Here is a 26,857-nt window from a genome sequence, read left to right on the forward strand (position 1 = left end):
GTTGGAGCAACGGTCAGGCAACCAGAACGTTTCGGAGTTCGGTTGGCCATCACCTACGATGTGCGTACGCTCGCGTACGTCTCGCTTCGGCGGCACCAGACGAACATCGCAGGGCCTGCTTTTGAGAGCCGCGATGTTCGCCAAGGTGCGAGGAGCTACTTGGAGTTAGCGCTGTTGTTTGAAGAGCTTGAGCCCGTCGTCCCCTGAGAGTTAGCTGAGGAGCCGGATCCTGTCGTGGTCGCGTTCATCGCTTCGAACACCGACATGCCATGAGGACCAATCGTCATCAGCATGGGATTTCCGTCCTTGGTTTTGGCCTGCACGACGAAGGATTCAGCCACGACTTTGATGTCGGTGAAGCCTGCCTTCTTGAGATCGTCTTGAATTTTTTGTACCGCCGTGTTTTGGCCCGAGTTGGCGACTGACGGCGTGGTACTCGTGGAATTCGTGCCACCACCTTGCGCCAGTGCTGGAGTGGCGGCCATCGCGGCGAGCAGGAATCCCGCCAAAAGCGTCGTCTTCATCGCTGTCTCCTTTCGGTTTGGAAAGCCGAACATCACCACAGCGCTTGCCGGCTACAGACGTTCCGACCGAAACGGCGTGCGCGATCTGATGTCAGTACGAGACCGAACGAAGGCACGCTCCCGATTGCCCTCAAGAGCCGAAGTTCAGCGGGAAAGCATCTCGGGAGCCAGCCGCTCGACCCCAGCGGAGACCAATTCTTTCGTTTCAAAGAGCAGCCGGCTTGCATGGCTGAATATCTCGTAACCATCGTCACGTGCGACGGCGACGAGCGTAACGCCCGCCCGCTCGGCGGTCTCGATCGCCAGCGAAGTCGGCGCTGAAACGGCGACAAGAAGCGGCACGCCCATGCGTGCGGTTTTCTGCACCAATTCGACGGAGACCCGACTCGTTATGAGGACAGCGCCCCGCGACGTCTCCAGGCCGGCTCTGACTATCGCACCAGCGAGCTTGTCCAGCGCATTGTGGCGTCCGACGTCCTCCCTGACCAATCGAATGTCATCGCCGCCCCAGAACGCCGCCGCGTGCATCGCGCCCGTCGCCTGGTTATGTTGCTGGAGCGGCCGCAACGAGGCCATCGCCTTCAAAATGTCAAACGGCTGAAATCCAGCGGGGCTGACGACGCGCGCCGGGCGTGGGCAGGCCTGCTCCAAACTCTCGATTCCGCACAGGCCGCAGCCGACCGGCCCGACCATCGCCCTCCGCCTGTTGGCAAGGAGATCAGCATGCGAGCCGCCGAGCCAGATCTGCAGTTCGCACCCCAGCTCGAGCTCGACGGTGTCGATGCTGAGGATGTCATCACAGTCGTCCACAATGCCTTCGCTTAAGGTAAAGCCGATACCGAAGTCTACGAGATCGGCTGGCGAGGCCATCATTACCGCATAGGTCGATCCGTTGTAGGTGAGCGCTATCGGCCGCTCCTCTGCGACTCTGCGCGAAGACGGGATCGGATCGCGGCCTCGCCAGACCAGCTCTGGCTTGTCGAGTGTGCAGCGATCATCCATGGCCGGCTCCGAGATTGGCGTCTGGCAACCTCCTGCCAGGCGCCCCGGTTCCTCGCCCCTATCGAACGAACTCGCCCAATCAACACGAGTGCGCGATTTCCGGTACGGCAGCGAGCAAACTATCTATCGCGAATGAGACGCGCCATCCGCCGTCCGATCGAAGACCTTGGTGTCGTTGGCCTTTTTCCGCAGCTTTATCTCCGTTCTCGGAGTGGCAAGAAGGGCCGAGCCGAGGAACCGCCACCACGAACATACGTTGGCGATGCACCGGGTCTGGCGGGTTCCGGAAGAGAAGCAAGATCATGGCGCGACCGAACAAGGCTGGCGACGACACTCCCAATACAGTTGAATACGATGGTCCAGCCGGCGGATGGGGCTCTCTCGAAGGGATTGCCCGGATATTCGGCAAAGAGTGGGATTCGCCGGCGGCGCTGAATACCCTTCGCCGGCAAAACAAGCCGAAAGGCTTCATGTGCGTTTCCTGCTCGTGGGCAAAGCCGGCCGATTACCACACGTTCGAATTCTGCGAGAACGGCGCCAAAGCGACCCTTTGGGAGTTGACCTCACGCCGCTGCACGCCGGAGTTCTTCGCCGAACATACAGTGACCCATCTTCTCTCTTGGAGCGACTACGATCTCGAGCAACAGGGTCGCCTCACGCATCCGCTTCGCTACGACAGTACCACTGACAAATACGTGCCCTGCCCCTGGGACGAGGCGTTTCAAGCCATCGGCTCGCAACTAAAAGCGCTCGATCCTAAGTCGGTCGTGTTCTATTCATCGGGTCGCGCCAGCCTTGAGACCTCCTATCTCTATGCCCTGTTCGCGCGGGTTTATGGCAACAACAACCTGCCTGATAGTTCGAACATGTGCCACGAAACGACGTCGGTGGCGCTCAAAAAGCTGATTGGCGCCGGCGTTGGAACCGTGGTCTTCGACGACCTCAGCAACTGCGATGCAATGTTCTTCTTCGGGCAGAATACGGGATCGAACAGTCCCCGCTTCCTGCACCCACTCCAGGACGCGGCCAAGCGCGGTGTACAGATCATCACCTTCAATCCTGTGCGTGAAAAGGGCCTCGAAGTCTTCATCAATCCCCAGAATCCGGCGGAGATGCTGACGGGCAAGGCTACGCAGATCAGCAGCCAGTACCACCAGGTGAAAGTTGGCGGCGACATCGCCGTCATCGTCGGCATCTGCAAGCATGTCTTCGCCGCCGACGACGCGGCAAAGCAGCAAGGCAAACGTGTCATCGATGCTCCCTTCATCGAGCAGCACACGCACGGTTCCGAAGACTTCGAGGCCAAAGTCCGAGCGACTTCCTGGGAGGAAATCGAAGCCGCCTCTGGCCTGAGCCGATCCGTCATTGAGGAGGCCGCGCAGGTTTATGTCGAGGCAGACCGCGTAATCGGCATCTACGGCATGGGCCTGACCCAGCACGTGCACGGCTTTCAGAACGTGGCAATGCTCGTCAACATGCTGCTTCTGAAGGGAAACATCGGGCGAGACGGCACCGGGATTTCGCCGGTGCGTGGGCATTCTAATGTGCAAGGTCAGCGCACCGTCGGCATTTCGGAGAAACCCGAGCTGGTTCCCCTCGACAAATACGCCAAGCAGTTCGGGTTCGAGCCACCGCGCGAAAAGGGCATGAATACCGTCGAGACCTGCGAAGGCGTTCTGGCCGGCAAGGTCAAGGCCTTCGTCGGGTTAGGTGGAAACTTCGTGCGAGCCATTCCCGAGCGGTCGAAGATGGAAGAGGCCTGGCGCGGATTAGACCTCACTGTTCAGATCGCGACCAAGCTGAACCGCAGCCACTTGGTGCACGGCAAAGCTGCTTATCTATTGCCATGCCTCGGCCGGACCGAAGAAGACATTCAGGCAAGCGGTCAGCAAGCCGTGACGATGGAGGACACTTTCAGCTGCATCCAGGGCTCGATCGGGTTGCGCAAGCCGGCAAGCGAACACCTGAAATCCGAGGTGGCGATCGTCGCGGGCCTGGCAAAGGCGACCCTGCAGCCGAATCCGAAGTTGAAATGGGATGAATGGGCCGGCAACTACGACCTCATCCGGAACGAGATCGCCGAGACCTATCCGGACGAATTCCACGAGTTCAACGCGCGGATGTTCACGCCCGGCGGTTTCTATCGCGGCAATTCGGCCCGCGAACGGATCTGGAAGACTGAAAGCGGCAAGGCGGAGTTTACCGTCCCGGAGACGCTCAGTTCGACCGGCTTTTCGGATGCGCCCGGGCGCTTCCGACTGCTGACCATGCGCAGCAACGACCAGTTCAACACGACGATTTACGGCTACAGCGATCGGATGCGGGGCATCGAGGGCACCAGAGACGTGCTGTTGATGAGCCCGGACGAAATCGCGCGCGCCGGCCTCCGGGAAGGCCAAATGGTCTCGCTGGTCAGTGACGCGGAGGATGGTGTCACGCGAGAGGTCGGTCCGCTGAAGGTAACGCCGTTCAACCTGCCTGACGGCTGCGTCGGCGCCTACTATCCAGAAATGAACCCGCTGATCCCGCTGTCGCACCACGACATCCATTCGAAGACGCCGGCCGCAAAATCAGTTCCTGTTCGAATTCGCGCGTGAACGTCTTAGCGCGGCTGGGGGCGATCAATGCAGCTCTTTCGTCCAGGCGCGAACACGATTGCGACCTTGATCATGGCGGCGATTGGAGCGGCACCGGTGCTTGCAGTGGGGTTGTCCTATGAGGTGATGCGGTCCCCCAATGTCACCAACCAGAACATCACCCGGAATCAGCCGGTGCCGTTCAGCCACGAGCATCATGTTTCCGGGCTCGGACTCGATTGCCGCTATTGCCACACCTCCGTCGAGAAAGCACGCTTTGCCGGCATTCCTCCGACCGAGACTTGCATGACCTGTCATTCGCAGATCTGGACGAATGCGCAGATGCTGGCGCCGGTACGGGAGAGCCTTGCCAGAAACAAGCCGATGGCGTGGACCCGCGTCAACCGGCTTCCGGACTATGTCTATTTTGATCATTCGGTCCACTTCGCAAAAGGGGTGGGATGCACCACCTGTCATGGTGACGTCGGACAGATGCGGCTGATGCGACAAGCAGCTCCTCTTACGATGCAATGGTGCCTCGACTGCCACCGTAATCCTGAGCCTCACCTGCGTCCTCGCGAGGCGGTTTTCGATCCGAAATGGCAACCGCCTAAGAACCAGGCGGAAGCCGGGTCCAAGCTCGCCGCAACTTACCACATCAATACTGGTCATTTGACGGATTGCACCATATGCCACCGCTGAAGGAATTGCCGACGCGGCCCGACCCGGTTCGGCGCAGCAAGCTCAGCCGCCGTCAGGCACTCAGCCTGCTCGCGACCGGCATGGCAAGTGGCCTCGCGGCCTGCAGCAAGCCGGACGAGACAATCCTGCCATATGTCAAGATGCCGGAGCGGATCGTTCCTGGCGAACCGCTGAAATTCGCGACGGCGCTCGGACTTGCCGGAATAGGGCGCGGCGTCATCGTCACCGCGATCGACGGCCGGCCGATCAAGGTGGAAGGCAATCCGCGCCATCCCGGCAGTCTCGGCGCCACCGACGTGTTCGCCGAGGCCGCCGTGCTGTCGCTCTACGATCCGGACCGTTCTCGCACCATCCTTCATGATGGCGCCATTGCCTCGCGCGAAGCGCTGCAAGGTGCGCTGGCAGGCCAGATCACCGACGCCCGCAGCCGTCAGGGCGACGGCCTCCGCCTGTTGACCAGCCGCACCACATCCCCGACCGTGCTCCGCCAGATCGATGGCCTGCTCCAGGCGTTCCCCGCCGCGGCGTGGCACGCCTACGCCCCGACCGACGACGACAACGCGCGAGAGGGAAGCCAGCTCGCCCATGGCCGGCCCCTTCACGGCGTCGCCGATCTCGCCAAGGCGCGCGTTATCGTGGCGCTCGATGCCGATCCGATCGGACACGGACCCGACCAGATCCGGCACGGCCGCGGCTTCGCCGAGGGTCGAAGCGATGCCAAAAGCTTCTCGCGTCTCTATTGTCTCGAGAGCGCGTTGACGCTGACGGGAGCCAAGGCCGACGAGCGGCTGGCACTGCAACCCGAGGCCATTGAACGGTTCGCGATGAGGCTCGCGGGAGAGCTTGGTGCAGCTCAAGGAGCGACAGAGCTTCCCGAGCACGAGCGCGCGTTGCTGCGCAAGATCTCGACCGACCTCAGCGGCCACAAGGGCGCAGCGCTCGTCATGGCGGGACCGACGCTGTCGAAGGAGGTTCATGCGCTGGTTAACTGGATCAACGCGCAGATCAATGCACCGATCCGTCTCATTGAGCCGTTCGACCGCACGCCGTCGGGCAAGCGGGCCGACACGCTCGAACGGCTCGCGGGCGATCTCGCGGCGGGGAGCGTGCGCCAGCTCATCATCGTTGGCGCGAACCCGGTCTACGACGCGCCCGCCGATCTGCAGTTCGGAGCGCGGGTACAGCAGGCGCCGTTCCGGCTGCATATGGGGGAGTATGTCGACGAGACCGCGGCCCTCGCAACCTGGCACGTTCCGCACCATCATCCACTCGAAGCTTGGTCGGACCTGCGCGCGAGCGACGGCACCGCGAGCATCGCCCAGCCCCTGATCAGGCCGCTCTACGGCAGCTACGGCGTCCACGAGCTGCTGGCCTGGCTCACCGGCGAACAGGACGCGAGCGCGTATGATCTGGTGCGGCAGACCTGGCAAGGCGCGGCCTCTGGCGATTTCGAGGCGTGGTGGCAACAGGCGCTGCACGCCGGCGTCATTGCCGGCACCAGCGCCGCCACCGTTACCCCGGCTGCGCCGCAACTACCGCCGATGCCGGGCGGCGAAGCACAGGACACGCATGCCAGCGACATCACCCTCATCCTGCGCCCCGATCCCTGCCTGTGGGACGGCTCCTTTGCCAACAATGCGTGGCTGCAGGAATGCCCCAAGCCGCTGACCAAGCAGGTCTGGGGCAATGCGCTCGCGCTGCATCCCGACGACGCGACGAGGCTCGGCGTCGCCTCCGGCGATATCGTCGCGATCGGTGCCGGCGATCGAACGCTCGACGTGCCGGTTCTGACCGAGCCCGGGACCGCAGCCGGGGTCGGCACGCTCACGCTCGGCGCGGGCCGGCACAAAGCGGGCGCAATCGGTGACGGCGTCGGCGTAAATGCCTATGCACTGCGAACCGGAGAGCATCGCTGGCGCATTCCAAGCATCTCGGTCACGCGAACCGGACGCCGGGAGCCGATCCTAACCACGCAAAACGTGGTGCGGACACCGGACGATGTCCGCGAACTCTATCCGTTGTACCAGCTCGGTCAAACGCCGGCGGCGGCAGCTTCGGACGATCCGCCGAGCCTGATGCCGCGCACCGTCCAGTCGAGCGACGGCCATGCCTGGGCCATGGTGATCGACACGTCGGTTTGCATCGGCTGCAATGCCTGCGTGGTGTCGTGCCAGGCCGAAAACAACGTTCCGGTCGTGGGACCGGAGCAGATCGCGATGGGACGCGACATGCACTGGATGCGCGTCGATGTCTACGATCACGGCGCGGCCAACGGGATGCCGCTCGGCTTCCAGCCGGTCCCCTGCATGCACTGCGAGCATGCGCCGTGCGAGCCGGTCTGCCCGGTCGCGGCGTCCGTGCACGACCACGAAGGCCTGAACGGGCAAGTCTACAATCGCTGCATCGGGACCCGCTTCTGCGAGGCGAACTGCCCCTACAAAGTCCGGCGCTTCAATTTCTTCGGCTACGCCGACGGCGAGGAGTATGCAAATCTCGGCGCGGAATCCTATCGCGGGCAGAAGAATCCGGAGGTGACTGTTCGCGCGCGCGGCGTCATGGAGAAGTGCACCTATTGTGTCCAGCGGATCAGCGGCGCACGGCGCAGCGCGGAACGCGAGAATCGTCCGCTCGGTCCGGACGAGGTGCGCACCGCGTGCCAGAATGCCTGTCCGACGCGCGCCATCAGCTTTGGCGACCTCAACCAGGCTGACGCCGAGATCAACCGCGGCAAGGCCGACCCGCGCCACTATGCCCTGCTCGGGCATCTCGGCACGCGGCCGCGGACCACTTATCTGGCCGACCTGCGCAATCCCGCGGAGGAGCAGACATGAGCCGGGTCCTCGTGCCGCAACAGCCGCCCGCGCATCGCTGGATTTCGGCGGAGCGCGCCGACGACGTCGCGATCACCCAGGCCATCGCCGACCAGCTGTTCACCGGGTTCGGCAAGCGCTGGTGGCTCGCGCTGCTCGCCACCCTGCCCTTCGTGCTCTGGCTGCTGGTCGCGATCGTCTGGCTGTTCTACCGCGGCATCGGCATCTGGGGCATCAACTCCACCATCGTGTGGGGCGTTGCCATCGCCAATTACGTCTGGTGGATCGGCATCGGCAACGCCGGCACGCTGATCTCGGCGATGCTGCTGCTGACCCGGCAGCGATGGCGCGCCTCGATCAACCGCTTCGCGGAGGCCATGACGCTGTTCGCGGTCGCGATCGCCGGGCTGATGCCGATCATCCATCTCGGCCAGCCGATCTATGCCTACTGGCTCGCGCCCTATCCGAACACGATGGCGCTGTGGCCGCAATGGCGCAGCGCGCTTGTCTGGGACTTCTGGGCCATCGTCAGCTATCTGCTGTTCTCCATCCTGTTCTGGTACGTCAGTCTCATCCCCGACCTCGCCACCATGCGCGACCGCGCGCCGTGGCGAGGGGCCCAGCTTGTCTACGGCGCTTTCGCGCTGGGCTGGCGCGGCTCGGCGCGAGAATGGTCGCGCCTCCAGACGCTGCACAGCACGATGGCGGCGCTCGGCGTGCCGCTGGTCTGTTCGGTCCATTCGATCGTTGGCCTCGACTTCGCCGCCAGCCTCATGCCCGGCTGGCAGGAGAGCATCTTCCCGCCCTATTTCGTGGTCGGCGCGATGTATTCCGGCTTCGCGATGGTCGTCGTGCTCGCAGCGGGGATCCGATGGGGGCTCGGCCTCCAGGCCATCATTACGCCCCGGCATTTCGACGCGATGGCCCGCATCCTGTTGATGGCCTCCATCGTGATGTTCTATTCCTATGCGACCGAGTGGTTCATGGGCTGGTATGGCGGCGAGCATGCCGACCGCGCCTTTGTGCGATTCGAATTCGCGGGCACCTATGCGCCGCTGTACTGGGCGCTCCTGACCTGCAACTGCCTGGTGCCACAGCTCCTTTGGTGGCCGTTCGCGCGACGCTCGCTGCCGGTGCTCATTCTTGTCGCCATTGCGATCAACATCGGGATGTGGCTCGAGCGCATCCTGATCGTCTGGAACACGCTGTCTCACGGCTACATGCCCTCGCTGTGGCACAGCTTCCATTTCACATTCTGGGACTGGAGCTTCCTGATCGCGCCACTCGGCTTCTTTGCCTTCCTGTTCCTGCTCTTCATGCGGCTGATCCCGAGCGTGTCGATGTTCGACATGCGCGAACTCGCTCACGAGGAGGCCGCCGCATGACCTCGACCCTGGTGGCGCAGTTCCTCGACCCCGAAACGCTGCAAGGAGCGCTGCAGCGCGTGAAGGGCACGGGTCATGCCGCATTAGACGCCTTCACCCCCTATCCGATCGAGGGGCTGGCGGAGCAGCTCGGCGTCGCGCGCTCGCGGATCCGACCGGCGATGCTGATCGGCGGGCTCGCGACCGCCGCTTTCGCGTTCGGCCTGCAATGGTACAGCGCCGTGATCGATTATCCGATCGACAGCGGTGGGCGGCCGCTCAATTCCTGGCAGGTCTTCCTGCTCGTCCCCTTCGAGGTCGGCGTCTTTGCCGCCGCCCTCGCCGGCGTGATCGCCTTTCTCCGGTCGTGCCGCCTGCCGCGGCTACACGATGCGCTGTTCGAGATTCCAGGCTTCGAGCGCGCAACGCAGGATCGCTACGTCCTCGTCGCCGCGTCCGAAGCCGATCCCAACGACTTGCGGACGGTGCTCACCGAAGCCGGTGCCGTCGCGGTGACGGAGCTGCGCTTGCCATGACGATCCGCCGGCTGCTCTGTTTGATGATGCTCCCGGCCGCGCTCGGCGGCTGCGGCGATCATTCGATGACGCAGCAGAACCGCTACGGCACGTTCACCAAGGCAGCGCTGTTCAAGGACGGGACCGAAGCCCAGGTCCCGCCGAAGGGCGCGATCGCGCAGGGCGAACTCGATCGCGCGCGGCAGATCGCGACGCCGCCGCCCGTCGACATGGCGCTGCTGGCGCGCGGCCGCGAGCGTTTCGGCATCTACTGTTCGCCCTGCCACGGACTCTCCGGCCATGGCGACGGCATGATCGTGCAGCGCGGCTTTCCCGCCCCGCCGTCGTTTCATTCGAGCCGGCTCCGGCAGGCCGACGCCCGGCACTTCTTCGACGTGATCACAAACGGTTACGGCGCGATGTATTCCTATGCCGCGCGCGTCGAGCCGCGCGACCGCTGGGCCATCATCGCCTATATCCGCGCGCTTCAGCAGTCGCAGCGGACCGATATGGCCGAGGTCCCGCAGCTAAGGAGCAAGCTGCCATGATCGCGGCATCGCATCGGCAGACTCTGTCGGCATTCGGCAACCGGCATGCGGCGGCCGGGCTTGCGCTGCTGACGCTCACGGCCGCGCTGGTGCTCGTTCTCGGGCGCCTGGCTATTTATCCACCCCTGCTGCAGGGCTGGCTGCTGGCGTTCGCCATCTGGAGCTGCGCCCCGGTCGGCAGCTTGAATTTGCTGCTGATCCACCGCCTGACCGGCGGGGTCTGGGGCATCGCCGCTGCACCGGTCCTGCGTCCGCTCGCCGCCATGATGCCTCTCGTTGCTATTGCGTTCGTCCCGGTCCTTGCCGCATTGCCGTCGATCTATCCGTGGGCCGCGAATCCCGGCGAGATCAAGCCGGACGTCGCGATGTGGTATCTGAGCCAGACCTCATTCATCCTGCGGGCGGCGATCACCCTGGCGGGGTGGTCAATTCTTGCAGTGATCTTTGCGTCCGGTCTCGGCGCGAGGCTGCTGGCCGGGCTCGGCCTTGCTTTCTTCGGGCTCACCATCAGCATGGTCGCGGTGGACTGGTTCCTGTCGATCGAACCCCATTACGTGTCCACCGCTTTCGCGTCGATGATCGCGATCCAGCAGTTGCTGGCGGCTCTCGCTGTGCTGGGCGTTGTCGGCATCGGAAATGTTGGAGGCCGGGCAAGGAGCGACATCGGCAAGCTACTGATGGCGACGCTGCTTGGCGTCGTCTATCTCTCTTACATGACGTTCGTAGTCGCCTGGTATGGCGATCTGCCTCACAAGGCCGCATGGTTTCTCAAGCGCGGTACCGACACATGGGCTGCAATTTTGATCGCGACCTTTCTCATTGGCGCGGTTCTGCCGTTCACGATGCTTTTGCTCGCCAGCGTGCGCGCCAGCCGCGCCGGCCTACGTGCCGTTGGTGTGCTTCTGCTGCTCGGGACCGGCCTGCACTTCGCCTGGCTGATCCTGCCTGCCTTCGCCCGGCAACCCGCCGTCGCCCTCGCCGGCCTTGGTTCGCTCGTCGTCCTGACCGCGTCTTCCGTGCTATTCGGTCGAGGCCTCACATCCGCAGGCGGCCGCCATGCCGGTTGAGGAGATGGGACATCGCGCGCTGCCGCAACCGGCCGATGTCGACAACCGCGTCGTCCTGGCCGTGGTCGGCAGCTTCCTGCTGTTCGTGGCGGCGGCCATCGCAGGACTCCTGCTGTTTCTAAATGCGCAGGTGCCGGGCGCCTTCTTCCCGCGCACGGAGCGGCGGTTTCCGGCGCCGGCGTTGCAGACATCGCCGCAGGCCGACCTCGAGCGCTTCGAAGCCGAGCAGCAGGCCCGGCTCTCCGGCTATGCCTGGGTGGATCGCGACCACAATCAGGCGCGCATCCCGATCGATCAGGCGATGCAAATCGTCGTAGGCCGCGGCGCGCACGCGTATGACGCGATCGGGGATCACGACGCTCAACCGCCCCCTGCCGACGGAGGCAAACCATGAGGCGGGCGCTCCTCGTTCTTGCGCTCGTGTTGTGGCCGGCGCTCGCGCAGGCCGGATTGACCGAGCAGGAGATCGCGCGCGTCGCCTTCGACCCGCCGGCCGATGCACATGTTCCGCTCACCCTGCAATTCACCGGCCTCGACGACCGTCCCGTGTCAGTTGGCGACGCGATCGCCGGACGTCCGACACTGCTGATCCCGGCAGACTTCACCTGCCAGCAGATCTGCGGGCCGGCGCTGACGATCGCCAGCTCGGCCTTGCAGCAGGGCGGGCTCGCCGCGGGACGCGACTACAGCCTCGTTATCGTCGGGATCGATCCGCGCGATAGCCGCGAGGACGCGCGGCGCTTCACGGAGGGACAGATCGGGCGGGCCGGGGTCTCCGTCCTGACCGGATCGGACGAGGCCGTGCGCACGCTGCTCGACAGCATCGGCTACCACACCGCGTTCGACCGCAGCCGTGACGCCGTCGCGCATCCGGCGGCGTTCGTCACGCTTGCACCGGACGGCCGGGTCGTCCGAGCGCTGTCCAGCCTGGCGCTGCAGCCGGGCGATCTGCGCCTCGCGCTGCTCGAGGCCAGCAACGGCCGCATCGGCGGGCTGCCCGGCCGGATCGCGCTGCTGTGCTACGGCTTCGATCCGATACACGGCATCTATACCAGCAGGATCGCCGCGATCCTGCAGCTTCTCGGCGCCGCAACGGTCGCCGCCATGGCGGGGCTGATCGGGCTGTTGCTGTTGCGCGGCAAACGACGCGGAGCTTCGGCATGAACTCGCTGTTCAGGCTGCCGGAGGCCAGCACGCACGCCGTCACGGTCGATCACATCTTCTATCTCCTGCTGGCGCTGTCCGGCGCAACTGTCGTGCTCGTGTTCGGGCTGATCCTGCTGTTCGCCGTGCGCTACCGGCGCGGATCGAAGGCCAAGCGCGGTCTGATGCCAGAGATTCTGAGTCGCGAGTTCGAGATCGGCTGGACGCTCGCCACCCTCCTCACCTTCATATTCCTGTTCTGGTGGGCCTCCTCCGCCGACCTCAGCAGCCTCGACGCGCCGCCCCATGCGCTAGAGATCCATGTGGTCGCGAAGCAGTGGATGTGGAAGACGCAGCACACGAACGGGGCCCGCGAGATCAACGCGCTGCATGTGCCGCTGAACCGGCCGGTGCATCTGCTGATGAGTTCGCAAGACGTCATCCACTCGTTCTTCGTGCCGGCGTTCCGCGTCAAGCAGGACGTGGTGCCCGGCCGCGATACCGATATCTGGTTTCAGGCGAGCAAGAGCGGCACCTTCCCGCTTCTTTGCGCCGAATATTGCGGCACCAACCATTCGATGATGCGAGGCAAGATCGTGGTCATGCGCCAGGATGACTATGCTCGGTGGTTGACCCAGCAACCCGAAGGCGACGATCTCGCGCATGAGGGCGCCAAGCTGTTCGTCTCGCAGGGATGCGCGGGCTGTCACGCAGCCTCGTCCAACGTCCACGCACCGCGCCTGGCGGGCCTCTATGGCCGTACAGTGCAACTGGCGGATGGTCGCACCGTTTCCGCCGACGACGCCTATATCCGGGATTCGATCCTGCAGCCGAAGCGCGACGTCGTGGCCGGCTTTGAACCGATCATGCCGAGCTTCAAGGGGTTGCTCGATGACGGCGAAATCCAGAGCCTGACCGCCTATATCCGCTCGCTTCGGGAGGAGCAGCAAAATGACTGACGCCCTGCTCGCCGGAGAGCTGCCGCTACCGCAGCGCCCGGATTATCTCCGCCACGGTTCCACGATCCGGTCATGGCTTGCCACCACCGATCACAAGCGCATCGCGATCCTCTACGCCGTGACCATCACGATCTTCTTCTTCATGGGTGGCGCTGCGATCACGGCCGTGCGGCTCGAATTGTTTCAACCCAACGGATGGTTGTTGACCTCGGACACCTACAACAAGCTGTTCTCGTTCCACGGGATCATCATGGTCTGGTTCTTCCTCGTGCCATCGATCCCCAACACGTTCGGCAATTTCCTCCTGCCGCTCATGATCGGCGCCCCCGACGTCGCTTTTCCGCGCCTCAATCTTTTCAGCTGGTATTTGACCATCGCAGCCGGCGCATTCACCGTCTATGCCCTCGTTGCGGGCGGCGTCGACACCGGCTGGACGTTTTACACGCCTTACTCGTCGATGTTCTCCAACACCCACGTCTTCGCGGCGGCGGCCGGCGTGTTTGTGGTCGGGTTTGCCAGCATCGCCACGGGCGTGAACTTCATCGCGACCACCCACATGCTACGCGCTCCCGGCATGACCTGGTTCCGGCTGCCGCTGTTCGTCTGGGCCATCTACGCGACATCGCTAATCATGGTGCTCGCAACGCCGGTTCTCGCGATCTCGCTGCTGCTGGTGATCGCCGAGCGGGTGTTCGGCCTGCCAATCTTCGATCCCGCACGCGGCGGCGATCCGATCCTATTCCAGCACTTGTTCTGGTTCTACTCGCACCCGGCCGTTTACATCATGGTCTTGCCAGCCATGGGCGTCGTGTCCGAGATCATCCCCTGCTTCGCGCGGCGGCGGATCTTCGGCTACGATTTCATGGTCTATGCCATGCTCGCAATCGCCGGCATCGGCTTCTTCGTCTGGGGACACCACATGTTCGTCTCCGGTCAGTCGCCGCTGGCGAGCCTGGTGTTCTCCTTCCTCTCCTTCATCATCGCGGTGCCTTCGGCTATCAAGGTCTTCAACTGGACCGCCTCGCTCTATCGCGGCCAGATCAGCTTTGATTCCCCGATGCTCTATGCGCTCGGCTTTGTCGGGTTGTTTACGACTGGCGGGCTCTCCGGACTTTTTCTCGCCTCGATCCCCGTCGATATCCATGTGACCGATACCTATTTCGTGGTTGCTCACTTCCATTACATCATGGTCGGCGGCTCTGTTTCCGCCTTTTTTGCCGGCCTGCATTTCTGGTGGCCCAAGGTAACGGGCCGGCTCTATCCGGAGAGCTGGGCGAAGTTCGCCGCCATTCTCATGTATGCCGGCTTCAACATGACGTTCCTGCCCCAATTCTTCGCCGGTTATCTGGGCATGCCCAGGCGCTATCACACCTATCCGGCGGAGTTTCAGATCTACAACGTGATGTCGTCGGCCGGCGCGGCGGTGCTCGCGCTCGCCTACTTGCTGCCGCTCGGCTATTTGACCTGGTCGCTCTTCTACGGCGGAAAAGCCGCCAGGAATCCGTGGGGCGCCACCGGCCTCGAATGGACCACGAGTTCGCCGCCGCCGCCCAAGAACTTCGACCGGCAGCCCCGCGTCGACCGCGCGCCCTATGACTACCACGCCGAAGGCATGTCCGCCGGGACCGATCCTCCGGAAATGCAAAATGCGAGAGAAACGCGATGAGCGACGAAAGTGCACTGCTGAGAGAACCCTGGATAGATTTCGGCCGGCAGCGTGAGGCGGGCAAGTTCGGCATCTGGGTCTTCCTGGCCAGCGAGACGCTGTTCTTTGGTGCCTTGTTGTTGACCTACACTGCGTGTCGGATCGAACACCCGGACGCGTTCGCGGCCGCCGGCCGCGAAACCAACGTCTGGTACGGTACGATCAACACCGCCGTGCTGTTGACCAGCAGCCTGACGATGGCGGTCGCAGCGCAGGCGGCCGAGGAGGCTGCGCGATTGCGACGGCTTGTCCTCGCGTGTCTCATCATCACGGCGATGCTCGGTCTCGCGTTCATCGTCATCAAGGGCTTCGAATACAAGGAGGACATTGACAAGCATCTGGTACCGGGAGCCGGGTTTGCATTGCCTCAGCCCGGAGCACAACTGTTTTACGGGTTCTATTGGCTGGTCACGGGTGTGCACGCGATCCATCTCTCTATCGGCATTGGGCTGGTGAGCCGCTTGATCTGGGTGCTCTACCGGCGCGAGCTTCCCGCGAAAGACAATCCCGAGATCGAGGTCACGGCCTTGTATTGGCACTTGGTCGATATCGTATGGATTTTCCTCTACCCGCTCATCTACTTGCCGGGACGCGCGTCATGAACAGGCGAGGCGCATCAGGCGACATCCGCCACCTATGGGTGAGGAACCTGCTGATCTGGGCCGCGCTACTCGTTCTTCTGCTGCTCAGCCTAATCGCGGCTTACATCCCCATGGGCCGCATCACCACAGCGACCGGTATCGTCATCGCGGCGGCAAAGTCGACACTGGTCGTCCTGCTCTTTATGGAACTTGCTTCAGCGAAGCCGTTGATCCGCCTCGCGGCGATCGCGGGCCTTGTCTTCCTGATGGCGATGTTCGCATTGACCTTCGCCGACGTCCTCGCTCGACCCTGAGCGCTTCGGAAGCGCCAACAAGTATCCGCTTAGTACGCGGCTACTTCCGATACCGCACGTGTCCATGAAAGGCTCTGATGCAGCCACGTCCAAACGCAGTTTCGAGGGGACGGAGGGCGTTCTGCGCTTGAGGACGTGACCGCACCAGTTTGCTTGGGAGAGGCCAGGCTCCTGCTGGACGCACGGCGCCGGACATTACCCACCCAAGATTTGATCTCCTCACGAGTTTCGAAACTCCTTCAGGTCGAGTCGTAGACCGGCCTTGCTTGCCTGATCTGCCGTGACGTAAGGCAGGCCATAATAGCTGAGCTTTGGGCTCCATTGCCCGGTCTGGCCTGGGTAAGGAAAGGCGTAGGTCCCTCCGCCGGCAGACGCTTCGCGGGATATCACGACTGCCGCAAGCTTGCCGCCGCTGTCGAAAACCAGATCGGAGACATAGCCATAGCCTTGCCCAGCCTGCAGCCGCGCGTAGTCGCCGATGACTTTCGAAATCGAGAACTCGTGCGGCTCCGCTTGTGCTTGGCCGGGATCGACGAAGAGGCCGTATTCTCGCGACCTCAAATCGGCGAAGTCAGCAACGAGAGCCCCTTCGTGAAGCGGCCTCATCACTCGCTTGAAGGGAATCCGCGAGATGAACTCGGGCTCGTCCTCTGTTCTAAAGCCTTCAACCAGCAACGAAACAATCTGCCCGTCGTCCGCAAGGATCATGTTCCGGACAGCTCCCAAATACTCGCCTTTCAAGGAGAACACCGCACTGCCAAGCAAGCGAGAGGCACGGTATCCATCGTAAACCGTTCTGGAGAACTGTGGGGAATGTGCTGATTGTTCCGTCGCAACCGGCGTTGCCGGCTCGGACCACGCGGCGACCGGCAGAACGGAGCTTGAAATTGTACCTATGAGAATTGCAAGGGCGATCCTGATCTTTACCCGCATTCCATTGCTCCTGCGATGGGGATTGTTCCAGCATCTTCATCTCATAATCGCTTCCTGTGCCGAGAGTTCGCGGTCGCCCCAACGAACGGTCCGCTTCCGTGCCAAGCAAAGCGGGAAGCGCGTCATGGTTTTTCCGAGCAGCCGCGAAGACGACGACAGAATGAGCGGACCCAGTCACCTGTGTCGGCGCTTCTGCTCCAGCGTTGCGCACGCGACGCCGATGAGGTCGGAGAGGGAGGCGATCGAAGGTCGCCGTCAGGTTTCTCCTGACACATGGCACCTTTAGCCCGACTGTGATCGGAAAGCCGGGCTCCCACATGTCAACCAATGGCCCTTCACGGAGGTTGACATGTTGAGGGATGAAATCGCAAGCACCCGTTCGTTCTCTCTCCGCCCGCTTCCGCTCGACCCAGCGAAGAGGATAAGAGAAACGCCGTCCCACCTCGCCAATGATCTGATCCGGCGCCTGCCAGATCCTTCACGCTCTCTGCTCGTTGGTCGCTGCGACGATGTGAGATTGAAACCGAGGCAAATGTTGCAAGAGCGCAATCTTCCATTGCAGTACGCATATTTCCCAGAACAAGGCGCCGCCTCGCTGACGGCCAAGGCCGGGAACTGCTTGCCGGTCGAGATACAGACCGTCGGAGCAAAGGACTTTATCGGCATCCCCCTGATCCTCGGCATGCGAGTTTCCCCTCACCGCTGCATGGTTCAGGTAGCCGGCACGGCCCTGCGGATCGAAGCCGAAGCGCTGATCGAGTTGATCAAGAGCGACGTCGAAATCGAGAAACTACTCCTGCGATACGTCCAGGCTACCTTGATCCACAGTTCGCAGTTGGCCGCATGCAACTCGCGTCACAGCCTGCAACAACGACTGGCTCGGTGGCTGCTCATTGCGGAGGACAAATTGTCATCTCACGAAATCCCGCTCACGCATCGATGCATGGCACAAGCCCTGGGTGTTCGGCGCGCCGGCATCACCACGACAATGGGCGACATGGAGGCGCGAGGCATTATCAAGCAAGGTCGCGCTCAGATCGAGATTGTTGATAAGGCCCGTCTCGAGGAACTGTCATGCAACTGCCATCGCGTGATTCTAACGGCCCATGAGAATTCTCTGGATTCAACCAGTACTTGGCGGGCAATCAATGCGTGACCTCTGGCCGCAAAGTGGATGGTCGCCGCCGTATTGTTCGGATGCGTACCGACATCGTGCCGGCGCACCGAACGGGACGCATATCACCTCGTTGATCATCGCAAGCTGCATGGAGATCGACCGCGGGACCCATCAGTCGTAACCCCGTCGCCGGCGCCCGCCGAGCGAGCTTACCTGTGAATTGAACGACCGCCAGCGGCTAGGAGCCTGTCACCTGCTTGTCGACCCCCATCGCCTCCAGGAACAACAATGCGTTCGGGAAATACGGCGCCATGGCCCGACTTGCGCCCCTGGCGTTCGTGTTTTTCACACCGATCGGCGAGTATGTTTTCCATCTTTCGCCAATATGGACCTTCGGCTCCGGCGTTCTTGCTATAGCCGTGCTCGCGGAATGGATCCGCGTAGCAACAGACCAGCTTTCCTCCCACACTGGTCCTGCCCTGGGGGGCCTTCTGACGGTCAGCCTGGGAAGCCTGGCAGAACTCATTCTTGCGCTATTCGTCCTCGCCGGTGGCCAGGTGGAGGTTGTCCACGCCCAGATCACCGGATCCATTGCAGCAACCTGCTTGCTGGGGCTCGGGCTGGCCATCGTCACCGGCGGGTTCAATCGCGAGCGCCAAAGTTTCGCCGAAGCACGCGCTGGATTGCTGTCGAGCATGCTCGTCCTGTCCGTGATCGCTCTGCTCCTGCCGGCCGTATTCGACTATACCGGCCGTAGCGTTCGTCATATCAACAACGTGAGCGCCTCGGACGAACTGCTTAGCCTGGCCGTGTCCGTCGTCCTGCTGATACTTTACTCCGGAAATCTCGTCTTCACGCTAATCACTCACCGGAATGTCTTCGCGACCAAAGCGGAGCCTTCTACCACACCTGCGTGGTCCGTAACCGCCTGTTTGATTGTCTTGCTGGCATGCACCGGCGCGGCGGCCCTGCAGAGCAAATTTGTCTCGGGCGCCCTGACGGAGGCGGCCAACTCCACTGGCGTGACGCCACTTTTCCTCGGCGTCGTCGTACTTGCGCTCGTCGGCACCAGTTCCGACATATTTGCCGCTGTCTGGTTTGCTCGACGCGACCGAATGGGTCTCGTGATGACGCTCTGCATCGGTTCAGCGATCCAAATTGCGCTCGTCGTAGCTCCGCTTCTTGTTATTTTCTCCTGGTTGATCGGGAAGCCGATGACCCTGGTGTTTCAGAACCCCGTCGACCTGTTTTCGATCGCGGGCACGGCGTTCATCGTCAATTCAATCACGAGAGACGCCGAGACCACCTGGTTCGAAGGCCTGCTGCTAATCGGCGTCTATCTCGTTTTGGCGCTTGCGTACTACTTCTCTTGAATTGCAAACACGGAGACGATCTTGATGTCAGCAGCGCGCTGGTCCAGCAGCCACGAGCTGCCCGCCGCGCGCCCTCTTCCGCTCATTGACGATGAGAAGTGCTTTCGCTCGTATCACCTACAGAATGACTTCTCCTGCCAAAAAGGCCAGAAGGACGAAAACCACGAAGATCGCCACCGCCGCGAAAAACAGCCACTTGGCAATCGTGGATGCACCGGCAGCGACGCCGCTGAAGCCGAGCAATCCGACTACGATCGATATAATAAAAAAGATCAACGCCCACTTCAACATGCCAAGCTCCCGCGACTTCGTAGCAGATGAGGTATGGCAAGTCCGATTCGAAAGCCCATAGACTTAAATGCGATCTGATCTTGCCTTTTCAACAATCTGCGTGAGATTGGGCCGTTCCGCTCACGATGCAATATGCCGACAGTGGTCGGTGCGCCTTCGTACCGGCGCCCCCGACGGGCGTTACTGTGGCAGAGATCGACTAAGACGACACTAGCGCCACCGGAGTTTGCGGCGAGCCATGAGCCAGCGCATCGCGAAATAGTCGATCAAGGACATCGCGGATACGATTTGGCTTCTCAACTACGTAGCCTGCAAGCCGGCTCGGTATGACTTCACGGCTGTAACCGGTATAGATCAAAAAAGGGATGTCCCTCTTCAGAAGGAGGTCTGCCACTCCTAACGAAGCTTCTCCCTGAAGGTCGATGTCGAGCAGTGCGGCATCAATAGCTGCACTACTCGCTGCTTGGAAAGCGGCGCTTAGCTCGGCAAATGGACCAACGGTCTCATGGCCGCGACGCCGGATCTCGACTGCGAAATCATCAGCAATGAAATATTCGTCTTCCATAACGGCAATCTTCATTGGGCCTCCAATGATCCGCGGCATTGCGAGAGCGCGGCTCATCGTTTCCATGATGCCGCAATGATCAATTCAAAGCCTGATCTTAAAGCACAAATTATGTCCGTTGCCGCACGCACCCGGCATCACACCGAAGATAGCGTCAGAGCGCGGCTGCCCTAAGCTGCGAGTACCCTTCTGTACCAAGTGTCTCTGCAACGCCACCGCTGCTTGGGCATTTTCTATTGGTGTAATGCAGCAAGGGAGATAGCTGATGAAGACTAGTTTTCGCTCAAACAGATCATGCATTGCGGCCGCTGCTCTCGCTCTCGCGATGCCACTCGGAGCTTCAGCGCAGGCCGCACCGATGGTGGCCGCGAGCAGAATTTCGAAAAACGACGCGAGGCTGGTGGAGGTCCAATGGAGGCCTGGCTATCATCACGGTTGGCATCGTCATCACTGGCGGGACGGATACCGGCACCGGTACAGCCGCGGCTGGGGTCCAGCAGTAGGTGGCTTCGTGGCAGGTGCGGCGATCGGAAGCGCCGTCGCCAACAGTCGGGCGCAGGCAGCCGAGAACAACGCCTACTGTTCACAGCGATACAAGTCGTATGACCCGAGCTCGGGTACCTACATGGGTTACGATGGCGTCAGGCATCCTTGTCCCTAGGCCAGACGCCAGCCCGGCGGCGACGGCCGTTCGGGGGCGTCACAACTCCGGAAACATGAACACAGGAGATCCACAGATGAAGGCAGCGTCATTACTAACCGCCGCATTCCTTGCCGGCGCATCATCCGTTGCGCTGGCGCAAAACGCTCCGCAGGCGACCGGCCCAGCTGACCATGGTTCGGGCCAGACTCAGAACGCGGACCAACGCGGCGACAGCAGCCCCGCAAACAATGGAGCAAACAAAGCCGGCACGCCGTCTGATAGGAGCCAGGACAGCGTACGGCAGCAGATGGTCAACGACTTGCAGCAGGCAGGCTTCACGGACGTCAGGGTACGTCCGCAGTCGTTCCTGGTCGAGGCCAGAGATCGGTCGGGAAATCCGGTGACGATGTTCGTCGGTCCAAGCACCTTCGCCGAGGTGAAAACGGTCGGCGCGAACGCGCAGAAGAGTTCTTCGAACGCAAACGCATCAGGCAATAGCACCAACGCGACTGCAGCCGGCCCCGGCGGAGCCTTCACGTCGGTGCCAGCGAAGGATGGACTGAGCTCGCAATTGATGGGCCTGCAGGTGTACAACAACGCCAAACAGGACATTGGCACCATCAAGGATGTCGCGCTCAATGAAAACGGCATTGACGGCTATATCCTCTCAGTCGGAGGATTCCTGCGCATCGGCGATCACTACGTCGCGGTGCGGCCGTCGGCGATCAATTTGAAGTTTGATCGTGCAGCCAAGAAGTGGACCGCCACCATGGACACGACGGCGGACCAGCTGAAGTCGGCGCCTGAGTTCAAGTACCCCAGCAATAGCTGATTTTCTGAGGGCGGAGCGGTTTGGCGGAACCGCACCGCCCTTGCGCTGTTTCTTCCAAGCTCGCCTCCTTTATGCGGCTTAAATAATGTTGGCCCGTGCCGAGAAATTGTTGACCGATCTGGGCGAGACGTTCTGGGTGGTGCCCATGCTCGTGGTGCTTTCCAGTTTGCTCGTGGCTTTCCTTGCTGTTCATCTCGACCGTACCGAAGCCGCCGCACTCTCGACGCTGCACGATTGGCTTTACGACGGAGGCGCGACCGGCGGCCGCACCCTGCTCGGCACCGTTGCCGGCGCGACAATCGGCGTCGCTGGCACCGTATTTACGATTACCATTGCTGCCTTGTCCTTGGCCGCCGGCCAGATGGGGCCACGGCTCCTGCGCAATTTCACCCGCGACCGTGGCAATCAACTGACACTTGGGATGTTGCTTGGCACGTTCTGTTACGCTCTGGTCGTGCTGAGAAGCATTCGGACCGAGCCCGAGGGTGGCTTCGTCCCCCATCTGGCGTTGAGCGTCGGCATCGCGCTCGCGTTCGCCTGTGTCGCGATACTCGTCTATTTCGTCGGCCACGTCGCCGGTCGGATCAATGTGGAAACGGTGATCGAACTCGTCAGTGAAGACCTCCGCTCCGCGATACAACGGCTAACGACCCAGGATCCGCAACCTAAACCTCCGCCGGAGGAGTACTGGATCGGCTCGCTGCCTCTGAGAGATTCCCGGCGGGGCTATCTGCAGCATCTCGACGACGAGGGTCTGGCCACCTGGGCGGCCAAGCATCGCGCCAGCATTCGGCTGCTGGTCGGGCCCGGCGATTATGTTTTCCCTGGAGCAACTGTCGCGTTGGTCACTCCTCCCGTCGATGGTGCCGAGGTGGCGATTCAAAATGCGACAGCGCTCGGCGGCAGCAGCAGCGCTTCGACCGATTTGCGCTTCGCCGTCCGGCAGCTCGTCGAGGTCGCGGTCAGGGCACTCTCTCCCGGCATCAACGACCCGCACACCGCTCTCGCGGTTCTGGACCGACTGGGAGCGGCCCTGTGCGATCTCGTGCCTTTGCACCTCCCGACAGGCGTGGCGATCAGGGGAAGTCAGCCGGTCCTGGTCGTGCCGCGTGTGCAATATGGTCAATTGCTCGGCACCATGTTTCACATGATCCGGCAAAGCGCCGGCGCGCAACCGGCAGTATCGATCCGAATGATCGAAGTCATGACCGAGGTCGCGAGCTGCGAACGCGATCCTGCCCGGCTCCTTGCTCTCTCGCACCACGCCGACCTCGTCCTCGCGGACGCGCGTCGAACGATTGCCGCCGCCGGCGACAGGGGGGACGTCGAGCGCCGACATCACGCGTTTGCTCTCATGGTCCGTGCAGGCCCGATGGGGCAATTCACTGAACATGTCTTTCCTTTGGGGGGCGACGATGCGCCAAAGGCTGTCGCTCAGCCGACCGGCTCCCGATCTCGGAGTTGAGCTCGGCCCCCGCCAATATGGAATAGGCCGCGACCCAGAGCCACGTCATGAACACGGCAACGGCGCCGAGCGAGCCGTAGGTCTTCTGATAGGCGGCGAACGTGCTCACATACTCCGAGAAGGCGTATGAACCAGCAATCAATCCGGTCGTAGCCAGAAGCCCGCCGGCCGAAACAAGGTCCCATCTTGGTTCAGTGCGATTGGGTGCGTAACGGTAGAGCAGAGCAATGATTGCGATGATTATGCCCACGAGCAGCGGCCATCGTATCCACATTGCAGCAGCCTGCCAGCCAGTCGGTATTGGCAGGTAGCTGAGTAGGAGGGGAAGCACCGCGATCAGGATCACGGCCCCACCGGCGAGCACAATCAACGCCACGGTCAGCGACAGAGCAACGGCATTGAAGAGAACCAATCCCCTCCCCTCCGGGACCGCGTAGGTCACGTTCAAGGCAGTCATGAGCGTGCCAGTCGCGTAGCGCGCACTCCAGATCGAAATACCCACACTCACCATCAGCCCGACGCCGAAAGGGGGACGCGTGTTCTGCACGAGAGCCTTCAATCGCTCTGAAATGAGTGCCGTCGCTTCCCCCGGCAGGATCGCTTGGAGCGCGTTGAGCTGCCGCACGATGTCGTTGGTGTCGGCGACGAGCCCATAGAGTGACACAAGCGCGGCTATGGCGGGGAAGATCGAGAGAAAGGAATAGAAGGCAACGGCGGCGGACAGGACCGAAATGTTGTGATCACCTAGCCTGACCCAAAAGGCCATTGCGATGGTGATGAACCTGCGCAGAGGGCTGCGGCTACCCCCGTTCAGTGGTTTAGCATTGGTACCGCTTCTGATCACGTCCGTTGCGAACCGCCAAGCTTGAATGAATGACGGAGAACCTCCCGTCGCTGCGCAGGTTCCAAGGTACCTAGCAACGCACCAAGTGTCCTCATCATAGTTCGCAAACGTACTCACTTGTTGAGGAACCAAGGCATTGGGCTCGCCTTAGATCTTCAGCAAAAGCATGGGTACCGACATGGCTCAGACGTATCGCGCAGCAGACTGGGCAGCATTCGTTCTCGGAGGCGTCATGATCCTCATCGGCTTCGTACTCGGGGCCGGCGGCGCGTGGCTGCTGTGGTTGGGGGGGTCGTTCTATTATCTGCCCAGCGGACTCATGCTGATCGTCTCGGGTGTTCTGTTGGCCCGCCGGCGCGTCGAAGGCGCATGGCTTTACCTTCTCCTCTTCCTGCTCACCCTCGCATGGGCGTTCTGGGAAGTTGGCGCCAACGGGTGGGCGCTGGTCCCACGGACGGTCGGTCCGGGTGTGTTACTGATCTTCGTGCTGGCTCTCACCCCGAAGCTTCGCCCGATCCGCCACCAATATGAACCTGCGGTGACTATCGTGGTCGGATTGCTCTTGTTGGTGGCTACCACTTTGTTGATGACGGGGGCTTTCAGGCCGGCAAGCGCCGCACCGTCCGTGGTGCCGTCGCCGACAAACGCGATGCCCGATCCTTCGCCTCTGAAGGCGGGCGCGGATTGGCCTGCCTATGGCGGCAGCTACAGCGCACGCCGCTATTCGCCGCTCGACCAGATCAATACGACCAACGTCGCCAAGCTCACCAAGGTCTGGACCTTCCATACCGGCGACCTGCCGACAAAGACCACGAAAGGCACCTACGGCGCGGAGAACACGCCGCTCAAGGTGGGCGATACCCTCTACGTCTGCACCCCCAAGAACCTCGTTCTTGCTGTCGATGCCAAGAGCGGCAAGCAGATCTGGCGATTTGACCCGCGCGTCCCGGACGAATTCATTCCGTACACAGCGGCTTGCCGGGGTCTCGCCTATTACGCGCTTCCGAATGCCGATCAGAGCGCCGCCTGCGCTCAGCGCATCATCGAAGGCACGCTCGATGCACGCCTCATCGCGATCGATGCGAAGACCGGCAAGCGCTGCCAGACGTTCGGCTATGACGGACAGGTCGACACTGCGACGGGCGTTGGCCGACACGACCCCGGCATGTTTGCGATCACGTCGGCGCCGACCATCGTCCGCGGCATCATCGTCATCGGGCACGAAGTGCTCGACGGCCAAAAGCGGGACGCGCCGTCGGGTGTGATTCAGGGATATGATGCACAAACCGGCGCCTTGCGCTGGGCCTGGGACATGGTCAAGCCCGATGCAGACGCACCGCCGCCGGTGGGACAGACCTATACCAGGGGCACGCCCAACATGTGGACGACCGCCTCCGGCGACGAGCAGCTGGGGCTCGTCTATCTGCCGCTCGGCGTCTCGGCCGTCGACTATTGGAGCAGCAGCCGCTCGGACCGCGAAAAAGAGTTCGCCACGTCTCTGGTGGCGCTCGATGTCACCACCGGTAAGCCCGCCTGGCACTTCCAGACCGTGCACAATGACGTCTGGGACTACGACCTCGGCTCTCAAGCCACTCTGGTCGACTTCCCGACCGACAACGGCGCGCCGGTGCCCGCGCTCGTGCTGCCGAGCAAGCGCGGCGACATTTTCGTGCTCGACCGGCGCACCGGCAAGCCGCTGGTCGGCGTCGAGGAGAGGCCAGTCCCGCAAGGCGGCGTCGAGCCGGCGCAGCGTGCAAAGACCCAGCCATTCTCGTTGTACCACACGCTGCGGAAGGCCGACCTCACCGAGCAGGACATGTGGGGCATGTCGCCGATCGATCAGATGATCTGCCGCATCCAGTTTCGTCGGGCAAGCTACAAGGGCATCTTCACACCGCCCACCGCCAGCCCGCACTGGATCGAATATCCCGGCTACAATGGCGGCTCCGATTGGGGCGGCATCGCCGTCGATCCCGTTCGCCAGGTCATCGTCGCGAACTACAACGACATGCCGAACTACAATCGCCTGGTGCCGCGCGACGAGGCCAACCGTCTCGGCTGGGCGCCGCGCGACCAGGCGCGCGGCGAAATCGGCGGGCAGGAAGGCGCGGGCGATCCGCAGCTCGGCTCCCCCTATGCCATCAACGTCAATGCGGGCTGGCGACTGCCCGGCACCGGGTTGTTGTGCAAGCAGCCGCCCTATGGCGGGATTCGCGCCATCGACCTGAAGACCGGCAAGACGTTGTGGGATCGCCCTTTGGGAGAAGCGCGGACGAATGGACCCTTCGGGATCCCGTCGATGCTGCCGATCACGATTGGAACGCCTAATAATGGAGGCGCCGTCGTGACTGCCGGCGGGCTGATCTTCGTCGCAGCGACGACCGACAATCTCATCAGAGCAATCGATATCAAAACCGGAAAAACTGTCTGGAAGGACGTGCTACCTGCCGGGGGCCAGGCCACGCCGATCACCTACGAGGCCGGCGGCCGCGAATATCTCGTCATCATGGCCGGCGGTCATCATTTCATGGAGACGCCGATCGGCGATTCCTTGATCGCCTACTCGTTGCCGAGCCCCGGCCGCTGACTCCTGACGAGCAGAGGCAGCCTTGGGAAGTGTTGCTATGCAGTCACCAAGAACGGAACGGACGTCGCATGTTGTCGCAGCCGTTGCGTCGCCCTTCAAACGTCCGGTCCGAGCTGGCGGGCATGGAAGACCAACGTTACTCAGTGCACTCGCCACCGCTGCGACGAGGGTAACACAGCGTGCCGGCAACAACTCGGGCTATGAGATCGCGCCAGTTCGCCGGTTCGTCAAAGTCGGCGACTACCGCCTGCGACAAGAAATGCTTGTACGGCAACGTACTAATCCACCGAATGTCGAAAAGACCCTTGGCGCCTTAGGACTATAGTGAACCAAAAGCAAAGATCCCAGGTAGAGCTAGACTCATCCCTCTCTGGATAAGCCTTCTCCAACTGGCGAC

General features: G+C 62.3%; 25 protein-coding genes. 19 read left to right on the forward strand and 6 right to left on the reverse strand.

Features of this window, described 5'->3' with window-relative positions; all coding sequences use genetic code 11:
- Positions 1-155: 155 nt before the first annotated feature.
- Together AC0WRY_RS26460 and fdhD are read right to left on the reverse strand one after the other, a co-directional pair.
- A complete protein-coding gene (locus AC0WRY_RS26460) occupies positions 156-524 on the reverse strand; it encodes a hypothetical protein (protein ID WP_194403733.1) in 369 nt (122 codons plus the stop codon).
- 144 nt (positions 525-668) lie between these two features.
- Positions 669-1,526 carry a formate dehydrogenase accessory sulfurtransferase FdhD gene (fdhD, locus tag AC0WRY_RS26465; protein WP_194403734.1) on the reverse strand — a complete coding sequence of 286 codons (858 nt, stop codon included), beginning with the start codon at positions 1,524-1,526 and terminating at the stop codon, positions 669-671.
- A gap of 302 nt (positions 1,527-1,828) precedes the next feature.
- Here fdhD and AC0WRY_RS26470 point away from each other — a divergent pair, with 302 nt between their 5' ends.
- From AC0WRY_RS26470 to AC0WRY_RS26530, 13 genes are read left to right on the forward strand one after another with little or no spacing between them, the layout of a single operon-like run.
- A complete protein-coding gene (locus AC0WRY_RS26470) occupies positions 1,829-4,123 on the forward strand; it encodes an FdhF/YdeP family oxidoreductase (RefSeq protein ID WP_194403735.1) in 2,295 nt (764 codons plus the stop codon).
- A gap of 27 nt (positions 4,124-4,150) precedes the next feature.
- Positions 4,151-4,804 (forward strand): cytochrome c3 family protein, encoded by a 654-nt coding sequence (locus tag AC0WRY_RS26475; protein WP_194403736.1) that lies wholly within the window; start codon positions 4,151-4,153, stop codon positions 4,802-4,804.
- On the forward strand, positions 4,792-7,635 hold the full coding sequence (locus tag AC0WRY_RS26480) for a 4Fe-4S dicluster domain-containing protein (RefSeq protein WP_194403737.1): 2,844 nt from the start codon (positions 4,792-4,794) through the stop codon (positions 7,633-7,635). The genes AC0WRY_RS26475 and AC0WRY_RS26480 overlap by 13 nt, the downstream gene beginning before the upstream one ends.
- Positions 7,632-8,999 carry an NrfD/PsrC family molybdoenzyme membrane anchor subunit gene (gene nrfD / locus AC0WRY_RS26485; protein ID WP_194403738.1) on the forward strand — a complete coding sequence of 456 codons (1,368 nt, stop codon included), beginning with the start codon at positions 7,632-7,634 and terminating at the stop codon, positions 8,997-8,999. The genes AC0WRY_RS26480 and nrfD overlap by 4 nt, the downstream gene beginning before the upstream one ends.
- Positions 8,996-9,514: a DUF3341 domain-containing protein gene (locus tag AC0WRY_RS26490; protein ID WP_194403739.1), complete on the forward strand. Its 519-nt coding sequence runs from the start codon at positions 8,996-8,998 to the stop codon at positions 9,512-9,514. Before nrfD ends, AC0WRY_RS26490 begins: the two co-directional genes overlap by 4 nt.
- A gap of 2 nt (positions 9,515-9,516) precedes the next feature.
- Complete coding sequence (locus tag AC0WRY_RS26495) at positions 9,517-10,041, forward strand: c-type cytochrome (protein WP_194408419.1); 525 nt, start codon at positions 9,517-9,519, stop codon at positions 10,039-10,041.
- Positions 10,038-11,108, forward strand: coding sequence for a hypothetical protein (locus AC0WRY_RS26500; RefSeq protein ID WP_194403740.1), 1,071 nt, complete (start codon positions 10,038-10,040; stop codon positions 11,106-11,108). The genes AC0WRY_RS26495 and AC0WRY_RS26500 overlap by 4 nt, the downstream gene beginning before the upstream one ends.
- On the forward strand, positions 11,098-11,502 hold the full coding sequence (locus AC0WRY_RS26505; protein WP_194403741.1) for a hypothetical protein: 405 nt from the start codon (positions 11,098-11,100) through the stop codon (positions 11,500-11,502). Before AC0WRY_RS26500 ends, AC0WRY_RS26505 begins: the two co-directional genes overlap by 11 nt.
- On the forward strand, positions 11,499-12,272 hold the full coding sequence (locus AC0WRY_RS26510; protein WP_194403742.1) for an SCO family protein: 774 nt from the start codon (positions 11,499-11,501) through the stop codon (positions 12,270-12,272). Before AC0WRY_RS26505 ends, AC0WRY_RS26510 begins: the two co-directional genes overlap by 4 nt.
- Positions 12,269-13,210, forward strand: a complete 942-nt coding sequence (gene coxB / locus AC0WRY_RS26515) for a cytochrome c oxidase subunit II (protein ID WP_194403743.1) — start codon at positions 12,269-12,271, stop codon at positions 13,208-13,210. Before AC0WRY_RS26510 ends, coxB begins: the two co-directional genes overlap by 4 nt.
- Positions 13,203-14,876 carry a cytochrome c oxidase subunit I gene (locus AC0WRY_RS26520; RefSeq protein ID WP_194403744.1) on the forward strand — a complete coding sequence of 558 codons (1,674 nt, stop codon included), beginning with the start codon at positions 13,203-13,205 and terminating at the stop codon, positions 14,874-14,876. Before coxB ends, AC0WRY_RS26520 begins: the two co-directional genes overlap by 8 nt.
- Complete coding sequence (locus AC0WRY_RS26525; protein WP_194403745.1) at positions 14,873-15,517, forward strand: cytochrome c oxidase subunit 3; 645 nt, start codon at positions 14,873-14,875, stop codon at positions 15,515-15,517. The genes AC0WRY_RS26520 and AC0WRY_RS26525 overlap by 4 nt, the downstream gene beginning before the upstream one ends.
- Positions 15,514-15,810: a cytochrome C oxidase subunit IV family protein gene (locus AC0WRY_RS26530; RefSeq protein WP_194403746.1), complete on the forward strand. Its 297-nt coding sequence runs from the start codon at positions 15,514-15,516 to the stop codon at positions 15,808-15,810. Before AC0WRY_RS26525 ends, AC0WRY_RS26530 begins: the two co-directional genes overlap by 4 nt.
- 219 nt (positions 15,811-16,029) lie before the next feature.
- Here the strand turns inward: AC0WRY_RS26530 and AC0WRY_RS26535 are convergent, their stop codons facing one another.
- Positions 16,030-16,743, reverse strand: coding sequence for a PRC-barrel domain-containing protein (locus AC0WRY_RS26535; RefSeq protein ID WP_194403747.1), 714 nt, complete (start codon positions 16,741-16,743; stop codon positions 16,030-16,032).
- Positions 16,744-17,092: 349 nt separating this feature from the next.
- On the opposite strand from AC0WRY_RS26535, the gene AC0WRY_RS26540 reads away from it, so the two are divergent.
- Positions 17,093-17,899 (forward strand): Crp/Fnr family transcriptional regulator, encoded by an 807-nt coding sequence (locus AC0WRY_RS26540; protein WP_194403748.1) that lies wholly within the window; start codon positions 17,093-17,095, stop codon positions 17,897-17,899.
- Positions 17,900-18,117: 218 nt separating this feature from the next.
- Complete coding sequence (cax, locus tag AC0WRY_RS26545; RefSeq protein WP_491121653.1) at positions 18,118-19,233, forward strand: calcium/proton exchanger; 1,116 nt, start codon at positions 18,118-18,120, stop codon at positions 19,231-19,233.
- Between the two features lie 117 nt (positions 19,234-19,350).
- Here cax and AC0WRY_RS26550 read toward each other — a convergent pair whose 3' ends face one another.
- Together AC0WRY_RS26550 and AC0WRY_RS26555 are read right to left on the reverse strand one after the other, a co-directional pair.
- Positions 19,351-19,524, reverse strand: coding sequence for a DUF1328 domain-containing protein (locus AC0WRY_RS26550; protein WP_194403750.1), 174 nt, complete (start codon positions 19,522-19,524; stop codon positions 19,351-19,353).
- 199 nt (positions 19,525-19,723) lie between these two features.
- Positions 19,724-20,104, reverse strand: a complete 381-nt coding sequence (locus AC0WRY_RS26555) for a response regulator (RefSeq protein WP_194403751.1) — start codon at positions 20,102-20,104, stop codon at positions 19,724-19,726.
- Between the two features lie 343 nt (positions 20,105-20,447).
- Between AC0WRY_RS26555 and AC0WRY_RS26560 the strand changes: the two genes are divergently transcribed.
- From AC0WRY_RS26560 to AC0WRY_RS26570, 3 genes are all read left to right on the forward strand, one after another.
- Positions 20,448-20,750: a BA14K family protein gene (locus AC0WRY_RS26560; RefSeq protein WP_246776517.1), complete on the forward strand. Its 303-nt coding sequence runs from the start codon at positions 20,448-20,450 to the stop codon at positions 20,748-20,750.
- A 76-nt stretch (positions 20,751-20,826) separates the two neighbouring features.
- Entirely contained in the window at positions 20,827-21,564 is a 738-nt protein-coding gene (locus AC0WRY_RS26565) for a PRC-barrel domain-containing protein (RefSeq protein WP_194403752.1), read from the forward strand.
- Positions 21,565-21,649: 85 nt separating this feature from the next.
- Complete coding sequence (locus AC0WRY_RS26570) at positions 21,650-23,029, forward strand: DUF2254 domain-containing protein (protein WP_194403753.1); 1,380 nt, start codon at positions 21,650-21,652, stop codon at positions 23,027-23,029.
- Here the strand turns inward: AC0WRY_RS26570 and AC0WRY_RS26575 are convergent.
- On the reverse strand, positions 22,947-23,795 hold the full coding sequence (locus AC0WRY_RS26575) for a YihY/virulence factor BrkB family protein (protein ID WP_194403754.1): 849 nt from the start codon (positions 23,793-23,795) through the stop codon (positions 22,947-22,949). The genes AC0WRY_RS26570 and AC0WRY_RS26575 overlap by 83 nt on opposite strands.
- 310 nt (positions 23,796-24,105) lie before the next feature.
- Here AC0WRY_RS26575 and AC0WRY_RS26580 point away from each other — a divergent pair, with 310 nt between their 5' ends.
- Positions 24,106-26,460 carry a membrane-bound PQQ-dependent dehydrogenase, glucose/quinate/shikimate family gene (locus AC0WRY_RS26580; protein ID WP_491121656.1) on the forward strand — a complete coding sequence of 785 codons (2,355 nt, stop codon included), beginning with the start codon at positions 24,106-24,108 and terminating at the stop codon, positions 26,458-26,460.
- The last annotated feature ends 397 nt before the right edge of the window (positions 26,461-26,857 follow it).

Source organism: Bradyrhizobium sp. T-12, assembly GCF_058314695.1.

Excerpts from the sequence above, each read along its gene's own strand:
- AC0WRY_RS26460 (WP_194403733.1), bottom strand. The coding sequence starts at position 524 with ATGAAGACGACGCTTTTGGCGGGATTCCTGCTCGCCGCGATGGCCGCC.
- fdhD (WP_194403734.1), bottom strand. The coding sequence starts at position 1,526 with ATGGATGATCGCTGCACACTCGACAAGCCAGAGCTGGTCTGGCGAGGC.
- AC0WRY_RS26470 (WP_194403735.1), top strand. The coding sequence starts at position 1,829 with ATGGCGCGACCGAACAAGGCTGGCGACGACACTCCCAATACAGTTGAA.
- AC0WRY_RS26475 (WP_194403736.1), top strand. The coding sequence starts at position 4,151 with ATGCAGCTCTTTCGTCCAGGCGCGAACACGATTGCGACCTTGATCATG.
- AC0WRY_RS26480 (WP_194403737.1), top strand. The coding sequence starts at position 4,792 with ATGCCACCGCTGAAGGAATTGCCGACGCGGCCCGACCCGGTTCGGCGC.
- nrfD (WP_194403738.1), top strand. The coding sequence starts at position 7,632 with ATGAGCCGGGTCCTCGTGCCGCAACAGCCGCCCGCGCATCGCTGGATT.
- AC0WRY_RS26490 (WP_194403739.1), top strand. The coding sequence starts at position 8,996 with ATGACCTCGACCCTGGTGGCGCAGTTCCTCGACCCCGAAACGCTGCAA.
- AC0WRY_RS26500 (WP_194403740.1), top strand. The coding sequence starts at position 10,038 with ATGATCGCGGCATCGCATCGGCAGACTCTGTCGGCATTCGGCAACCGG.
- AC0WRY_RS26505 (WP_194403741.1), top strand. The coding sequence starts at position 11,098 with ATGCCGGTTGAGGAGATGGGACATCGCGCGCTGCCGCAACCGGCCGAT.
- AC0WRY_RS26510 (WP_194403742.1), top strand. The coding sequence starts at position 11,499 with ATGAGGCGGGCGCTCCTCGTTCTTGCGCTCGTGTTGTGGCCGGCGCTC.
- coxB (WP_194403743.1), top strand. The coding sequence starts at position 12,269 with ATGAACTCGCTGTTCAGGCTGCCGGAGGCCAGCACGCACGCCGTCACG.
- AC0WRY_RS26520 (WP_194403744.1), top strand. The coding sequence starts at position 13,203 with ATGACTGACGCCCTGCTCGCCGGAGAGCTGCCGCTACCGCAGCGCCCG.
- AC0WRY_RS26525 (WP_194403745.1), top strand. The coding sequence starts at position 14,873 with ATGAGCGACGAAAGTGCACTGCTGAGAGAACCCTGGATAGATTTCGGC.
- AC0WRY_RS26530 (WP_194403746.1), top strand. The coding sequence starts at position 15,514 with ATGAACAGGCGAGGCGCATCAGGCGACATCCGCCACCTATGGGTGAGG.
- AC0WRY_RS26535 (WP_194403747.1), bottom strand. The coding sequence starts at position 16,743 with ATGCGGGTAAAGATCAGGATCGCCCTTGCAATTCTCATAGGTACAATT.
- AC0WRY_RS26540 (WP_194403748.1), top strand. The coding sequence starts at position 17,093 with ATGTTGAGGGATGAAATCGCAAGCACCCGTTCGTTCTCTCTCCGCCCG.
- AC0WRY_RS26550 (WP_194403750.1), bottom strand. The coding sequence starts at position 19,524 with ATGTTGAAGTGGGCGTTGATCTTTTTTATTATATCGATCGTAGTCGGA.
- AC0WRY_RS26555 (WP_194403751.1), bottom strand. The coding sequence starts at position 20,104 with ATGAAGATTGCCGTTATGGAAGACGAATATTTCATTGCTGATGATTTC.
- AC0WRY_RS26560 (WP_246776517.1), top strand. The coding sequence starts at position 20,448 with ATGGTGGCCGCGAGCAGAATTTCGAAAAACGACGCGAGGCTGGTGGAG.
- AC0WRY_RS26565 (WP_194403752.1), top strand. The coding sequence starts at position 20,827 with ATGAAGGCAGCGTCATTACTAACCGCCGCATTCCTTGCCGGCGCATCA.
- AC0WRY_RS26570 (WP_194403753.1), top strand. The coding sequence starts at position 21,650 with ATGTTGGCCCGTGCCGAGAAATTGTTGACCGATCTGGGCGAGACGTTC.
- AC0WRY_RS26575 (WP_194403754.1), bottom strand. The coding sequence starts at position 23,795 with ATGGCCTTTTGGGTCAGGCTAGGTGATCACAACATTTCGGTCCTGTCC.
- AC0WRY_RS26580 (WP_491121656.1), top strand. The coding sequence starts at position 24,106 with ATGATCCTCATCGGCTTCGTACTCGGGGCCGGCGGCGCGTGGCTGCTG.